The sequence below is a fragment of the Saccharothrix coeruleofusca genome, from assembly GCF_014648515.1.
Taxonomy (GTDB): Bacteria; Actinomycetota; Actinomycetes; order Mycobacteriales; family Pseudonocardiaceae; genus Actinosynnema; species Actinosynnema coeruleofuscum.
On record NZ_BMRG01000002.1, the window covers coordinates 698497 to 713191 of the forward strand.

13 protein-coding genes, 1 tRNA gene and 1 pseudogene are annotated in these 14695 nt (G+C 69.9%); 11 read left to right on the forward strand and 4 right to left on the reverse strand.

The annotated features are described in order from the left end of the window. Positions 1-32: 32 nt before the first annotated feature. From IEZ00_RS07995 to IEZ00_RS08035, 9 genes and pseudogenes are all read left to right on the forward strand, one after another. On the forward strand, positions 33-461 hold the full coding sequence (locus IEZ00_RS07995) for a hypothetical protein (RefSeq protein WP_189222476.1): 429 nt from the start codon (positions 33-35) through the stop codon (positions 459-461). Continuing rightward, a complete protein-coding gene (locus IEZ00_RS08000) occupies positions 458-1066 on the forward strand; it encodes a DUF3558 domain-containing protein (RefSeq protein ID WP_189222477.1) in 609 nt (202 codons plus the stop codon). The genes IEZ00_RS07995 and IEZ00_RS08000 overlap by 4 nt, the downstream gene beginning before the upstream one ends. Positions 1067-1071: 5 nt before the next feature. Next, the gene (locus IEZ00_RS08005) at positions 1072-2391 is read left to right on the forward strand and encodes a hypothetical protein (RefSeq protein ID WP_189222478.1); all 1320 of its coding nucleotides are present in this window, start codon (positions 1072-1074) and stop codon (positions 2389-2391) included. Between the two features lie 45 nt (positions 2392-2436). Then, positions 2437-3207: an ESX secretion-associated protein EspG gene (locus IEZ00_RS08010; RefSeq protein ID WP_189222479.1), complete on the forward strand. Its 771-nt coding sequence runs from the start codon at positions 2437-2439 to the stop codon at positions 3205-3207. Between the two features lie 129 nt (positions 3208-3336). After that, positions 3337-3858, forward strand: coding sequence for a YbaB/EbfC family nucleoid-associated protein (locus tag IEZ00_RS08015; protein ID WP_189222480.1), 522 nt, complete (start codon positions 3337-3339; stop codon positions 3856-3858). Next, on the forward strand, positions 3858-4187 hold the full coding sequence (locus tag IEZ00_RS08020) for a hypothetical protein (protein WP_189222481.1): 330 nt from the start codon (positions 3858-3860) through the stop codon (positions 4185-4187). The genes IEZ00_RS08015 and IEZ00_RS08020 overlap by 1 nt, the downstream gene beginning before the upstream one ends. After that, positions 4184-5491, forward strand: coding sequence for a hypothetical protein (locus tag IEZ00_RS08025; protein ID WP_189222482.1), 1308 nt, complete (start codon positions 4184-4186; stop codon positions 5489-5491). The genes IEZ00_RS08020 and IEZ00_RS08025 overlap by 4 nt, the downstream gene beginning before the upstream one ends. Next, positions 5488-6708 (forward strand): hypothetical protein, encoded by a 1221-nt coding sequence (locus IEZ00_RS08030; RefSeq protein WP_189222483.1) that lies wholly within the window; start codon positions 5488-5490, stop codon positions 6706-6708. The genes IEZ00_RS08025 and IEZ00_RS08030 overlap by 4 nt, the downstream gene beginning before the upstream one ends. 219 nt (positions 6709-6927) lie before the next feature. Continuing rightward, positions 6928-7359: pseudogene (locus IEZ00_RS08035) on the forward strand (Imm1 family immunity protein); the annotation flags it as partial. Positions 7360-7649: 290 nt separating this feature from the next. Here IEZ00_RS08035 and IEZ00_RS08040 read toward each other — a convergent pair. Further along, a tRNA-Ala gene (locus tag IEZ00_RS08040) sits at positions 7650-7722 on the reverse strand. A 125-nt stretch (positions 7723-7847) separates the two neighbouring features. Between IEZ00_RS08040 and IEZ00_RS08045 the strand changes: the two genes are divergently transcribed. Continuing rightward, positions 7848-9146 (forward strand): phenylacetate--CoA ligase family protein, encoded by a 1299-nt coding sequence (locus IEZ00_RS08045; protein ID WP_189222484.1) that lies wholly within the window; start codon positions 7848-7850, stop codon positions 9144-9146. On the opposite strand, the gene IEZ00_RS08050 is transcribed toward IEZ00_RS08045, so the two are convergent. From IEZ00_RS08050 to IEZ00_RS08060, 3 genes are all read right to left on the reverse strand, one after another. Beyond that, the gene (locus tag IEZ00_RS08050) at positions 9139-9894 is read right to left on the reverse strand and encodes a DsbA family protein (RefSeq protein WP_189222485.1); all 756 of its coding nucleotides are present in this window, start codon (positions 9892-9894) and stop codon (positions 9139-9141) included. The genes IEZ00_RS08045 and IEZ00_RS08050 overlap by 8 nt on opposite strands. 70 nt (positions 9895-9964) lie before the next feature. Next, the gene (locus IEZ00_RS08055) at positions 9965-11278 is read right to left on the reverse strand and encodes an MFS transporter (RefSeq protein WP_229795237.1); all 1314 of its coding nucleotides are present in this window, start codon (positions 11276-11278) and stop codon (positions 9965-9967) included. A gap of 62 nt (positions 11279-11340) precedes the next feature. Beyond that, the gene (locus tag IEZ00_RS08060) at positions 11341-12156 is read right to left on the reverse strand and encodes a GNAT family N-acetyltransferase (RefSeq protein WP_189222486.1); all 816 of its coding nucleotides are present in this window, start codon (positions 12154-12156) and stop codon (positions 11341-11343) included. 69 nt (positions 12157-12225) lie between these two features. Between IEZ00_RS08060 and hrpB the strand changes: the two genes are divergently transcribed. Further along, complete coding sequence (gene hrpB / locus IEZ00_RS08065; protein WP_189222487.1) at positions 12226-14559, forward strand: ATP-dependent helicase HrpB; 2334 nt, start codon at positions 12226-12228, stop codon at positions 14557-14559. The last annotated feature ends 136 nt before the right edge of the window (positions 14560-14695 follow it).

Genomic DNA, 14695 nt, shown 5'->3' on the forward strand with positions numbered 1-14695 from the left:
CTGCCAGTCGAGCGAGGGGAGCGCGGACGGACATGGCTGGAGAGGGCGGCGGGATGTGGGCCCAAGCGGGTGAACGCATCAACTTCGCGGCCGAAACGGTCGGCGAAGTGGCGGCAGGAGTCGCCGGCGCGGTCTGGACGAACACCACTCAGACGCAGTTCAGCATTGACATCAATCAAGCGCCCAAGCTGATCGAGACCCTTAGTCAAGCCATTAAGGAGCTTGACAAGGCTTATCAGAAGTCGACCGCGCTGCGCAGCATCCAATCTCCAGGCAAAGACCCGTATAGCGGTTTCACCGCCTTGGCCATTCGTCAATCGGCGGGCGACGAGGGGGGCGGCTACGGTTGGGCGAACAGGGAAGCACGCAAGGCCTTCGAGCATACGATTGAGAACATCCAGAAGGCGATCGACGAGTACCGCAAGACCGACGATACCGCTCGCGAAGCACTGAAGCAGTGAAGGATGAGCAATTGAAGTCCAAGACTCTGGTCCTGTTTACTGCGGCGATTCTGGCGAGTATCGCATCCGGCTGTTCCGAGAAGAGTCCCGGCACTCCGACCTCTCCGACAACCACTGGCGCGCCAACTCAAACGACGGCCGCTGGCAAGTCTGCCTTCCCTGAACCCGAGCTTGACCCCAAGAGGTTTGCTGACCGGCCATGCGATCTGCTCAAGCCCGCCCAGTTGGCCGAGTTGGGGGAATTCGACGCTCCGGAGCCTGACAACGGGGCCATCGGCCCCAGTTGTGGCTGGGGAGCGAAGGATGTGCTCAAGGGCACTCGTTACGACATCACCATCTACGATGACGGCAGCACCATCGACACGATCATCGAAAGCGTCGAGGGTTCGCCGGTAGTCAAAGAGACTGAGATATCCGGTTATCCGGCCGTCAGCTATGACATTACTGACGGCAAAGGTACATGTTCAACAGCGGTGGGAACGTCGAGCGTCAGCGCGATTCTCGTTCAAGTACTCAACGAGAATGAGGAGTCCAGCGAGTGGAAAGACTCATGCGGCGCCAGTGAAAAGGTCGCCGCAACCGTCATCGGGAACCTGAAGGGGTAAGGTCCGTGCCTGACCCGAATGGCAATGACATCGATATGGACCTAACTCTTTTTCTGCACGGGCCGCTAGGTGCTGCGATGTGCGCAAAAAAGGTCTACGGCTGGTTTCATGAAGGCAGAGGGCCTGCGCAGACGACGGACACTGCGCACGAGACGTGGACCGAGGTCTCCGCGATCCAGTCCGAGATCAGCGATCTGGTCAGCAAGGCTGTGCGGGATTCAGGTGCCACCTGGGGTGGTTCTGCTGGTGACGCGATGCGTGGGTCGACTTCTCCGCTCGCCTCGTGGGCTGATGCCGCTGGTGCGAGTGCTGCCGGTGGTTCGGCCACCGTGGCGGAGGTGAGTGAGGCTTTCCGCATTACGCAGAATTCGGTTCAGCGGCCGGTGGATGTGCCGGATAAGCCTTGGTACAACGGCGTGGTTCCGTGGGACACGGACTACGACGAGGCGGTGGAGCGCAGCAGCGCCGTGGACGAGGCGAACATGCGGGCGCTCAACGCCTATGCGGAGCGCGTCAACAGCAGCATGTCGTCGATGCCGAAGTTCGAGTCGCCCAACTCCTCGACGGCCACCGTCGCGGAAACCCCGCCGCCGCAGGTCGAACAGGTGGACCGGTACGAGGGGCACACGGACCGGACCGGCACCAGCGGTGTGGGCACCACGTCCTATCCCCTGGGCTCGACCTCGGGCACCACGTCGCCGTCGTGGAATGCTCCGACCCCTGCGGGGCAGAATCCGACGCTGCCCGGTGGCAATCCGCCGCCGGCCGGTGGCAACCCGCCTGGTGCGCCGCTTCCCGCTGTGCCGCTTGCCGGTGTGCCGTTGCCGGGTGGTAGGCCCTGGTCGGGTGGTGGCCCGAACGCCAGGCCCGGTGTCCCCGGACCTGGTGGTAGGTCCGGTGTGCCCGTTCCTCGCCCCGGTGGCGCGCCGGGTGTCCGTCCTCCTGGTGCTGCCGGTGGTCCGGCAGCACCAGGGTTGGGTCGTGGTGGTGTGGGTGGGCTGGGTGGCGGCGGGCCGCACGGAGTCGGCGGCCTGGGTGGTGCGCCGCGGTTGCCGGGTGGGTTCGGGCCGATGGCTCCGGGTGCCGGTAGTGGTGTGCTGGGCGAGCAGGGGCGCGGTTTCGGCCCGACCGGCGGTGCGACTGCCGGTGGTGTGGGCGGTCGTGGTCCCGGTGGTGCCGGCGCGATGGGTGGTATGGCCGGCGGCGCGGGCACGGGTCGTGGTGAGGGAGCCGACGATCTGGAGCACAAGACGAAGTACGTCGAGCCCAACGACGAGGCGTTCGGGGACGGCCGGATGGTCGCGCCACCGGTGATCGGTGAGTAGCGGCGAAGGGTCGGAGCGGTGCTGAGCGGCAGGGTTGTGTTGCCTGTGGCGTCGGTGTACGTGGCCTGGCAGGCGGAGGGTCTGCCGGGTCTGCACCGCGCGCTGATGGTGGAGTTGGACGTCGACGGCGAGGCGATCGCCGAGGGCGACCTCGACAGCGGATTGGCGGTGTTCCGCGGCGGTTGGGCGGCGTTGGAGCAGCACGGCCTGGCCCGTGGACGCCGAGTCCGTGACGACTTCGCGCGTGCGCTGCGGCTGATCGCCGAGGCGAGCACCGAGTTCTACGCGTTCTTCAACCACGGTGACGAACCGACCCGCTCGGCGTTGGTCGTCGTGTCGGGTGAGGACGCGCTGCGGGTGGTGGTCACGCCCGACCGGCGATTCGCCATCGAGCCCGTCCGGGCGGACGAGGCCGCCCAGGCGCTGATCGCCGCACTGCCCGAAGCGCCGCCCGGCAGAGGACGGATGATCTCGCTGCCGGCCGACGCGCTGAGCGAGAAGCCGACGAGCCAGGACGAGGACGGCGGGTCGTTCCTCCAGGCCAACCGGCCGGTCACCACACCGCACCAGCAGCAGGTGCAGGAGCTGCGCCGGTTGTTGGCCGCGCCGCGGCTGGGCGGTGGCCAGTTGTACGCCTGCCGTCGGGACCGGCACGGTAACCGGGTGCGGTCCGCCGCGCCGGTGACGTACTTCGACACACCTACCGGCCGATACCTGCACCACCGCGTCGAGGGCAACGGCGGGACGTGGATGACGGTGCAGCCGGCGGACTTCACCACGATGGCGGGCAGGCTCGGTGCACTGACGACGGCGTGAGGACGGGTGGTGACCGGGTGGTCGCGTTGATCGCCGACCACAGATTCAGCGCCGATGGCGACCACAGCTGGGCCGCCTGCTGGCCGCGCCGCATCGCCGACATGACGATTTCCTCGTGAGGAGGGCTCGATGACCAATCCCCACCGGATGATCGAAGATTACGAGAGCCGCACGTCGGCCCTTCTGGAGCGGGCTGAGGAAGCCAAAGCCAAGATCGCCGAGCTGACCGGCTCCGCCACCAGCTCCGATGGTGCGGTGAGTGTGAGCGTCAGTGCGGGCGGCGCCTTGGTGAGCCTGTCGTTCGGTTCGAAGGCCGACGACATGCCGAAGGAACGCCTGGCCGCACTGGTGATGTCCACGGCGAAGCGCGCCCAGGCGCAGGCCGTCGACCGGATCGCCACGATCATGGCGCCGGTGATCGGCGACAACAGCGACGCGATGCGTTTCGTCCAGGAGCAGATCCCACCGATCGAGGTCCCCGACGAGCACAACCGTGAGCCGCAGTCACAGCGGCAGTTCGTGGTGAACGAGGAACAGCAGGACGCGGCGGCGACCCGGCAGACACCACCTGCCAGGCCGGTGCGTCGTCCGGTCGAGGACGACACCGATTACGAGCAGCGCGGCCCGTTCAAGAAGGACGGTGGTTGGTGATGTCCGGTGGGTACCAGGTCGACCTCGCGGTGCTCGAAGCACACGAACGCGAGCTCAAGGCACTCGTCGCGGGACTCCCGAACGCGGCGGAGGCGGCATCCGGCTACCTCGGCAACATGCAGGCATGGGGCGTGGTCGGCCAGTTCTTCGCGTTGGTGATGAAGAACTGGACGGACGACGCGAGCGAGTACGTCGGCACGGTCAAGCAAGCAGGCGACGCGGTGGTGGAGCGTTTCGCCCGCATGCGCCAGACCTACGCCGACCAGGAAGAGGCAATGGCGCAGGCGTTCGAGAAGTTGCGTGCAGGCCTGGACGGAGCCAAACCGTGACCGACGAGGAACAGAAGAACACCACGGAGCTCAACCCGCTCAACGCGATCGAGGGGTTCAAGGCCGACGACCTCACCGGGTTCTCCAACTTCGACAGCCCGACCCAGGCATGGGACGCCTCCGGCATCTTCGGCAGCGCCGCCAACACGATCTACGACGGCGTCAAGGGTGACTGGGGCGCCGTCGCCGGTGACCTCGCCGCAGTCGGCATGGACCTCCTCGGGTTCGTGACCAACCCGCTGGGCAGCCTGCTGTCCGCGGGCATCGGCTGGCTCATCGAGCACATCGGGTTCCTCAAGGAAGGTCTCGACCTGCTCGCGGGCGACCCGGACGCCGTGACCGCGATGGCGACGACGTGGAGCAACATCGCCAAGCGCATGCGGGAAACCTCCGAGAAGTACTCCGACACGCTCGACACGCTGAGCGGTTCACAGGGCGCGGCGATCGACGGCTACCGCAAGGCCGTGCAGGACTTCTCGAACGTGGTCGCGGGTGGCGCCGACCACGCCACCTCCGCCGCCAGGGCCATGACGGTGGCCGCCTCGGCCGTCGGTGTCGTGCGCGGCGCGGTTCGGGACGCTATCGCGACGTTCGTGTCCAACGCGATCATCAAGTTCGCAGCGGCGACCGCGCTGGCACCGGTCACGTTCGGCGCGTCACAGGCAGCCTTCATCGCCGACACCGTCGCGCAAGGGGCGATCACGGCAGGCAAGAACGCCAAGAAGATCAGCAAGGTGATCAAGCAGCTCGAGAAGGTCGCCGACGACGCCAAGAACTCACGAAACATTCTCAAGGGCACGACCAGAAACCTCGAGAAGACCGTCACGAACTACAACCGCGACGCCGCGAAACACGCCAGCCAGGCGCTGAACATGGCGAAGAAGGCGCAGGCTGGCAAGCTCGACGCGAGCGACGTCAAGCGGTTGGAAGCGCTCGGCGAGCAGGGCGAAAAGCTGAAAGGTGACAAGAAGGACGCGATCGACTCGCTGGCAGGTGCGCGCAATGACAACCTCCGCGAACGCATGGGCACCGGCGCCCCCCGCCTGGACAACGCTGGCGACATGCTCGAACGAGAGATCTCCCTCGGACCCGGCCGGCCGGAGGTCAGCCTCCCGAACTACCCCAAAATCCTCGGCAACGCGGCGGTCCAGGAGTGGAGCGACCAGACTCACCGCGAGGCCGATGCCCAGGACAAGCAGGACGTGAAGGACGTGAAGGACGAAGCCTGGCTGAAGTACTGGGAGGAGCAGCGAGGGAACGCGGGCAGGACGGACCGGTTCCAGCGCATGGAAGGCGAGTTGTGATCGAGGCGTTCGCGCGCAGGACGGCCGGGCTGGTCCTGGTCGCCCTCGCCGCGGTCGTACCGGTCGTCGCCTACACGCGCCTCGACGCGTGGGACGCCGAACTCGCAGGCCGAGCCGATCCTTCCTCGATCGACCTGGTCGAGATGCTGCTGGGCGGCATCGGTGTCTGGGTGATCATCGGCACCGGACTCTGGTGGCATCGGCACCGCACGACGATGTGGCCGATCTGGGCCCGCTGGGCGACAACTCCGGGTCTGTTCCTCGCGGTCTTCATCTGCCTTTCCATCGCGTCGAAGAAAAGCGCGCCGATCGCGCTCGCGATCGGCGCGGGGTTGATCGCGGCCTGCTGGGCGTTGAGCGAGGCGGTGCGGTTGGTCATGACCTGCCCCATCACGGACGGGCTGATCGCGTCGCGGCTCGAGATCCCGTTCCGCGTCAGGGGTCTCAAGGCACGGCTGTGCGTTCGACACGACAGACTCGTGCTGGACAGCCTGACCTCACGGCGGAAGCGGTCACGTGACGCGGTGGCGGTGCCGTGGCAGGCACTCCGGTTCATCGAGCTGATCAACGTCGAACAGAAGACGGTCTGCCAGGTGCTGGTGTTCTCCGGTCTGCCGCAGGCGCACGCACGCGAATTCGATGTACCCCCTGGTCCCGCGCTGCACATCGTCGGCACCGCGCGCGAACTACTCGTCCCGGTCACGAACGAGGTCGGACGCGCGGTTCTGCGTGCGGTCGAGGCCCGATCAGCCAATGTGGAAGTCGACGAAGGCCAACTCTCCGAGGACGAGTGGCGGCGGAGAAGCGGTGTCCGGAGGACCAACGCACTCACCCACGTCCAGCGCCGCGCCGGTGTCCACTACCGCACCGACTACCGGCCCTACCGCCTGATTCCCGTGGCGGGCTTCCTGGTGATGCCACTCTTCGCCTTGTCGGGCATGACGCTGTCGCTGATCACGGGATCGAAGGAGTGGCAGGAACAGTTCTACGTCGTGGACGGGGTCGTGACCCCGTGGAACGTCGCGATCCTCGCTGTTGCTTCCATCGGGTTCCTGTACGTCCTGCACCGCTTGGTGGTGAAGAGCTTCCTGAGCTTCATGGAGGGGCAGAACTACATCGAGGCCTACCCCGAACCTCCTGCCCGAGCGAAGGCCGGGACCGTGCCGGGCTCCGGCAAGCGCAAGAAGAAGCGATCACCTGGATCGACATCCACGTGAAACGTCCGGAACGGCCGGCGCGGTAGGTGGTTTCACCTGCCGACAGCCAGGAGGGGCGGTCGGTCATCACCAAGAACACGATCACAGTGGGGCTCATTGGGGTGAGTTGAGAGTTACCCATGATGCCGATGCCACCTCCCCGGCACACCAACCGCGCCGGCGTGGCGAAGTTGATGCGCCGGAACGGGAACCGGCGACAACCGCGCCGACGAGCCGGTCACCGTCGACTCCGAAACCGCCCTCGACGACGCCTTGGCCGACATCCTGGCCAACCCGCAGCCGCACCCGACCGTGGTGTACGCCCAGAACCGGCCAACGGTCGGGCCGGCCGAGTTGCCCGACCACCAACTCAAGTTCGACCTCGACGCCGAGCACCACGTCGCCGCAGTGCACCTATTCGGGCCGAAAGACTTCCTGCCGACCGAGACGACGAGTGACACGGACGACACCGCGGCATGGATCGCCGTGCCCCGACAAGCAGAGAACCGGATGCCCAGCGGCGTGACGCTCTACATCGACAGGGACACCCGCACCGAGTTCCCCCAGGAAGCCACCCTGCCGCTGAACCTGCTCCGCGAACTCCTGCACGAATTCATGCGAACCGGCCAACGCCCCACATGCGTCGACTGGCAGCGGACCGACATCTTCTAGCGGCAACGCGACCCCACGCGCCCGTCAACGGCCGTCTGGGCATGTTTGGGCTTGGTACGCCGGAGCCGGGCATCCGCAGCCGCTGCGTCCGCCGAAAAGTCACCAGTAGAACCACCCGGCCGGGTTACTGAGACCTGGAGCACATAGCTGACAACATTTCGTCCGGAGCGACCGCCTGCTCCAGATTCGCTCCAGACCAGCCACCGCAGTCCACAGTAAACGGAAAGCAAGATCGCCCGCCACCTGCATTACCGCAGGTCAGCGGGCGATTCTCATACTATGTTCACTTGTGGAGCTGAGGGGACTCGAACCCCTGACCCTCACACTGCCAGTGTGATGCGCTACCAGCTGCGCCACAGCCCCGTACTGCTTCACGTTCCCCGGCGGGAACCCCCGCCGTTCTCGTGTGGCAATACCGTACATCACCGCCCCGCCGGAACAAAAATCGGGGGTACCCCTGACGCATCTGGCCTGCTAGACCCGTGTGCGTGAGCACCGACGCGCACCCGCTGACCGACCCCGACGCCGAGGGCGTCGACCCGGAGCGCCGGAGGGAGGTGCAGGAGCGCGGGCTCCGGCGGCTCGTCCGACGCCTCCTCGACGCTGACGGCGTGCAGGCGCGGCGGCTGCGGGAGCGGGGCATCACCGATCACCGGGACGTGTCGCTGGCCGATCTGCCTCGGCTACCGATGGTGACCAAACAGGACTTGTGGGACCACTACCCGCTGGGCTTCCAGGCGGATGATCGGATCGTGTGCGTCCACGGGTCCTCGGGCACGGGTGGCCGCCCCACGCTGGTGCCCTACACGGCCCACGACGTGGACGTCTGGGCGCAGGTGATGGCGCGTGCCCTGGCCGGGGCGGGCGTCACGCGGAGGAGCCTGATCCACAACGCCTACGGGTACGGCTTGTTCACGGGTGGGCTCGGGGTGCACCACGGCGGGATGCGGTTGGGGGCCGCTGTGCTGCCCATCTCGGGCGGGATGACCGAGCGGCAGGTGCGGTTGGTCGCGGACCTCCGGCCTGACGTGCTGTGCTGCACGCCCTCCTACGCGATCCACCTCGGTGAGGCGTTGGCGAAGGCGGGTGTGGAGCCCACGTTCAAGGTCGGGATTTTCGGCGCCGAGCCGTGGACGGAGGAGATGCGCGGTCAGGTGGAGGGGGTCCTGGGGCTCAGGGCGTTCGACATCTACGGGCTGTCGGAGGTGATCGGGCCGGGGGTGGCCTGCGAGTCGTGGGATTCGGTGGGGATGCTCAACGTCGCCGAGGACCACTTCTACGTCGAGGCGGTGGACGTGGAGGGGAATCCGGTGCCGGACGGGACGCCGGGCGAGCTGGTCTTCACCACGTTGACCAAGACGGGGATGCCGTTGCTGCGCTACCGCTCCGGGGACGTGGCCTCGCTCGCCGGGCCCGCGCCGGGCAGTGCCCGGACGTTGCGGCGGATGAGCAAGGTGCTGGGGCGGCGGGACGACATGCTGGTGGTGCGCGGGGTCAACGTGTTCCCCAGCGAGATCGAGGCGGTGTTGCTGGCCGATCCTCGGGTCAGCCCGCACTACCTCGTGGTGGAGGACCGGCGGGACCCCGCGCGACCGGAGCTGCGGGTGGTCGTGGAGAGCACGCCCGAGGCGGGCCGGGAGCTGGCGGGGGCGCTGCGCGAGCGGTTGGGGATCAGCTGCGCCGTGGAGGTGGTCGCCGAGGGGGTGGTGCCGCGCAGCGAGACGGGCAAGGCGAAGCGGCTGGCCCGGTGGAGCGCGGGTCAGCCGCCGGTGCCGGGGCTCACTTGAGCAGGTCGTCCAGCCAGCCGCGGTTGCTGACGTCGACCGGCTGGTCGCCGACCGTCACGGTGGGGGTGCCTTCGAAGAACGACGTCTGCTTGGCCTTGTCCAGCTCCGCCGTGGCCAGCGCGTCGTGCTTGCCGGTGTCCACGCAGGTCTTGAACTCCTCCGAGGTGATGCCCAGGTCGGTGCCGAGCTTGACCAGTTCTTCCTTGGTGTAGCCGGGGCCGCCCTCCTCGGGCTGCGCGGCGAACAGGCTGCTGTGGTACTCCCAGAACTTGCCCTGGTCGGCCGCGCAGAGGGCGGCGTTGGCGGACAGGCCGGAGTAGCCCTGGGGCTCGGACATGCGGTTGAGCATGGGCAGCATGTGGTAGCGGGCCTTGAGGGTGCCCGCCTCGATGCGCTCCTTGATCTGCCCGTGGTAGGCCTCTTCGAAGCTGCCGCAGCCGGGGCAGATGAAGTCCTCGTAGATGTCGATGGTGACCTTGGCGTCGTCCTTGCCGACGACGACCACGCCCTCCTCGCGCTGCACGGGCGCGGAGATGCTCTGCGCCTGCTGGGGCGTGAGCTTGGGCTCGTCCTTGGAGGCGCCGGTCCAGATCACGCCGCCGACGACGGCCAGTGCCAGCACGGCGACGACCACCACGCCTGCGATGATCTTGGTGCGGTCGCCGCCCGCCGCGCGTGCCCCCGTGACGGCCTTGGCGGCCCGTTGCTGCTGCTTCTTCTTCCGAGCGTTGCGCTCAGCGCCACCCACGTCCCGATGTCCTTCCCGGCCGACCTGCGTCCCGCAGGCTACCGAGTGATGCTGAGCGGAACCTGAGCGCTCACGCGTCCGGCTGACGCGGGCGGCCCGCCAGGCGCTCGCCGACCGGGAGCTCCGGGCCCTCGTCGAGGGTGCCGCACTCGCCCGCCACGGTCTCGGCGACGTGCGTCTTCTCCTGGCGGGGCAGGGTTTCGGGAGCGAACAGCCAGGCCACCAGCGCGATGACCATGATGCCGCCCGTCACGGTGAACGCGGCGGTGTAGGACAGGTTGTCGGCCAGCACGCCCGCCAGCAGCGGGCCGACGATGGCGCCGCTGTCGGCGGCCATCTGGAAGCCTGCCAGCACCGGGCCGCCCTTGCCCTTGGGGCCGATGACGTCGGCGACCACGGCGTTCTGCGGCGGGTTGAGCAGTCCCGCGCCCAGGCCCGCGACCAGCGAGGCGATCATGAATTCCAGCACGCCGGTGCTGAAGCCGAACCAGGTCGTGCCGACGGCGGAGAACACCAGGCCCGCGATGCCCAGCGGTTTGCGGCCGATGGTGTCGGACAGCCAGCCGGACAGGGTCAGCACCACGGCGTTGCCCAGGGCGAACACCGACATGGAGATGCCCGCGACGCTTTCGGTGCTGTGCAGGACCTCGACCACGAACAGCGGCACCAGCGAGACCCGCAGGCCGAACACCGCCCAGCCGTTGGCGAAGCTGGACAGCAGGGACGCCCGGTAGGCCGCGGACTTGAGCGCCGTGCGCACGGTCATGGTCGACTGCGCCTTGGTGGTGTCCTGCGCGGCCACGGCGGAGTTGCGCAGGAACCACCAGACCACGAAGGCGGCGATGAACAGGGCGACGGCGTAGGTGACGAACGGCACCTGGATGGAGATGCCCACCAGGAGTCCGCCGACCAGCGGGCCCGCGATGTTGCCGAGCAGGAAGCCGGTGGCCCACAGGCCGGAGGCGCGGCCGCGCAGCGGGGCCGGGGTGATCCGGATGAGCAGGCCGACCGCGGCGACGGTGAACATGGTGGAGCCGACGCCGGAGAGCGAGCGCAGCACGACCAGCTGCCAGTAGGCGGTGGCGAACCCGCACGCGCCGGTGCCGACCGCGACGATGAGGATGCCGGTGATGTAGACCCGCGTCTCGCCGAGCTTGCTCACCAGTCGGCCGCTGACCGGCGCGAAGACCAGCCGGACGAAGGCGAAGGCGCTGATCACCACCGAGACGGCGGTGCTGCCGACGTTGAAGCTGTTGGCGTAGGCGGGCAGCACGGGGGCGACGATGCCGAACCCGATGGCGATGATGAAGCTGGCCGCGACCAGCACCCACACCTCGCTGGGCAACCGGGGCTTGGTCTTCGTCGCGCCGGCGTCTTCCAGCACAGCTGTCCCCCTCGATCGGTTCTGTTAGCTGTGCTAAGGATATGTCACGGGGCAAATGGGATTCAGTCGAGCAGCTCGTCCACCCTGCGTGCGTACGCCGTCACGGGGTAGCCCTCCGCGAACCCGCACGCCTCGGCGAACCGCTCCCCCGCGCCGCCCTCGGCCACGTGCGCGGCGACCAGCAGCGCGCCCGCCGAGCGCAGCGCCGTGACCACCTCGCCGACCAGCGCGCCGCCCAGTCCGCGACGCCGCCGCGCGGGCCGCACCACCACGTGCTCCACCAGCCCCACGCCGCGCTCGCCGAAGCCCGCGGCGAACCCGCCCAGCCGCTCGCCGTCGTCGACCACCCGGAACACGCAGCGCGGGTCGTCCAGCCGCTGCCCGAGGTGGCGCACCAGCCGGTCCTGCCCGGCCATGCCCAGGTCGTCGGCCAGCAGCGCGCCGATGCCCGCCAGGTCGGTGTCCTCGGCGGGCCGCACCAGCGGCGAGGTGACCGGCGTGCCGCGGTGCACCACGGCCAGCAGCTCCTCCACCGCGTACCAGCCCGCGTCGTCGGCGATGCCCTCGATCTCGGCGACCGTGGTCGGCGAGGCGTAGACGACCGCCTCGGCGCGGCCCACGTCGGCGAAGGTCCGCTCCAGCCGCATCAGGGTGCCCGCGACCTCGGCGGAGGAGCCGTAGAGGGCGCACGCGTGGTTGCCGCCGGGCAGCGGGTTGTCCCGGTTGACCACCACCTGCGCGCAGCCGACTTTGCCGACCTTGCCGTAGCGGACCGCGCCGGAGGCCAGCCGGGCGGCCTCCACCAGCACGGCCAGCTCGCGGGCCCGGTAGGGGTCGAGCAGGTCGGGGTCGTCGGGGTCGCGCAGCGGGTCAACCACCCGTCCAGCCTCGCACGTGCCGCCCCTGCGCCGCCGCGCGGCGAGGCCGCGTTGGCACACTGGTCCACCGTGGAGCTGCCGAACCTGCCCGTGCGCGCGGTGCTGGACGACCTCGTGGCCACGCTGGCCGCGCGCGGCTCGGCGGTGCTGGTCGCGCCGCCGGGCACCGGCAAGACCACGCTGGTGCCGCTGGCGCTGCGGGAGCTCGGCGGGGGCAGGGTGGTGGTCGCCGAGCCGCGCAGGCTGGCCGCCCGGGCCGCCGCCGCGCGGATGGCGGCCCTGCTCGGCGAACCGGTCGGGCGGACCGTGGGCTACGCCGTGCGCGGCGACCGCAGGACGTCCTCCGCCACGCGCGTGGAGGTGGTCACGTCCGGGTTGCTGGTGCGGCGGTTGCAGCGCGACCCGGAGCTGTCCGGGGTCGGGACGGTGCTGCTGGACGAGTGCCACGAGCGGCACCTGGACGCGGACCTGCTGCTGGCGCTGCTGCTGGACGCGCGCGCCGGGCTGCGGCCGGACCTGCGGCTGCTCGCGACCTCGGCGACGGTGGCGGCGGACCGGCTGGCCGAGCTGCTGGGCGGCGCGCCGGTGCTGGAGGTCCGGGCCAGGACGTTCCCGGTCGAGGTCGTGCACACCCCGCCCGCGCGGGGCGAGCGGGTCGAGGTCTGCGCGGCGCGGGCCGCCCGCCGCGCGTTGTCCGAAGTGGACGGTGATGTGCTGGTGTTCCTGCCCGGTGTGGCGGAGATCCGGCGCACGGCGGCGCTGCTGGACGGCGTGGACGTGGTGCCGCTGCACGGCAGGTTGAGCAGCGGCGAGCAGGACGCGGCGCTGCGGCCGGGTCCGCGCGAGCGGGTGGTGCTGGCCACGGCGGTCGCCGAGTCGAGCCTGACTGTGCCGGGGGTGCGGGCGGTGGTCGACGCGGGGTTGTCGCGGGTGCCCAGGGTGGACCACCGGCGCGGGCTGTCCGGCCTGGCCACGGTGCGGGTCAGCGCGGCGGTGGCCGACCAGCGGGCGGGCCGGGCGGGCCGCGAGGCGCCCGGCCGCGTCTACCGCTGCTGGCCCGAGCACGAGCACAGCACTCTGCCCCGCTACCCGGAGCCGGAGATCCGCACCGCCGACCTGACCCGGCTGGCGCTGGAGCTGGCCTGCTGGGGCGTGCCGGACGGGACCGGCCTGAGCTGGTGGGACGCGCCGCCGGGGGGCGCGCTGGACGCGGGCCGCTCGGTGCTGAGCGCGCTGGGGGCGCTCGACGGCGGCGGCGTGACCGAGCGCGGCAGGCGGATGGCCGAGCTGGGGCTGCACCCCCGCCTGGCGCGGGCGCTGCTGGACGGCGCGGCGGCGGTGGGCGCGCGGCGGGCCGCCGAGGTCGTCGCGGTGCTGGACGAGGACAGCGGCCACGGCGTGGAGCTGGCGGGTCGCCGGGCCGACCCGCGCGAGGTGCGCAGGCTGGCCGCCCTGGTGCGGGACGGCGGGCACGGCGGGGGCGACCCGGCGCTGGTGGTCGCGCTGGCCCACCCGGAGCGGCTGGCGCGGCGGCGCTCCCCCGGTTCGCCGGTGTACCTGATGGCGGGCGGCACGGCCGTGGAGCTGCCGCCGGGCAGCGGGCTGGCCGACGCGGAGTGGCTGGCCGTGGCGGTGGCCGACCGCGAGCCGGGCCGCAGCCACGGGCGCGTGCGGCTGGCCGCGCGCGCCGACGAGGAGTTGGCGCTGCGCGCCGCGCCGACCCTGCTGCACGAGGTCGACGACGTGCGGTGGGACGGCGACGTGGTGGCCCGGCGGGTGCGCAAGCTGGGCGCGATCACGTTGTCCAGCAAGCCTTTGCACGACTTGGCGCACCTTCAGGAGGCGCTGCGGCAGGGGTTGCGCGCCGAAGGGCTGGGCCTGCTGCGCTGGGACGCCGACGGGCTGCGCACGCGCGAGCGGATGGCGTTCCTGCACCGCGTGCTCGGTGACCCGTGGCCGCCGGTGGACGACGAGGCGCTGCTGGACGTGGTCGACCTGGGCGAGGCGCGCAAGCGGGCGGACCTGGCCCGGATCAGCGGTGAGCAGGTGGTGCGCTCGGTGCTGCCGTGGCCCGCGGCGGCGCGGTTCGACGAACTGGCACCCGACCGCATGGAGGTCCCCTCGGGTTCCCGGGTCCGGCTGGACTACTCGGGCGCGGAGCCGGTGCTGCCGGTGAAGGTGCAGGAGGTGTTCGGCTGGACGGAGACCCCGCGCATCGCCGACGGCCGCGTGCCGGTGGTGCTGCACCTGCTGTCGCCTGCCGGGCGGCCGACGGCGGTGACCGGTGACCTGGCCTCGTTCTGGCGCACGGGTTATCCGCGGGTGCGGGCGGAGCTGCGGGGCCGCTATCCCAAGCACCGCTGGCCCGAGGACCCGTTGACCGCGCCACCGGCTCGCCGCTGATCCCGCCCACCGCCGCCCGCTCGAAGTGCGGAAACGGGGGGTGCGCCATAACCTGCTAAAACATGAAACATTTATCACGTAGGAGATTCATCGGCCTCACCGCCCTCGCCGCGGGCACCGCACTGACCACCGGCCG

What these genes read in the sequence shown, in the direction of transcription:
- IEZ00_RS07995 (WP_189222476.1), top strand. Translation starts at nt 33, where the DNA reads ATGGCTGGAGAGGGCGGCGGGATGTGGGCCCAAGCGGGTGAACGCATC.
- IEZ00_RS08015 (WP_189222480.1), top strand. Translation starts at nt 3,337, where the DNA reads ATGACCAATCCCCACCGGATGATCGAAGATTACGAGAGCCGCACGTCG.
- IEZ00_RS08020 (WP_189222481.1), top strand. Translation starts at nt 3,858, where the DNA reads ATGTCCGGTGGGTACCAGGTCGACCTCGCGGTGCTCGAAGCACACGAA.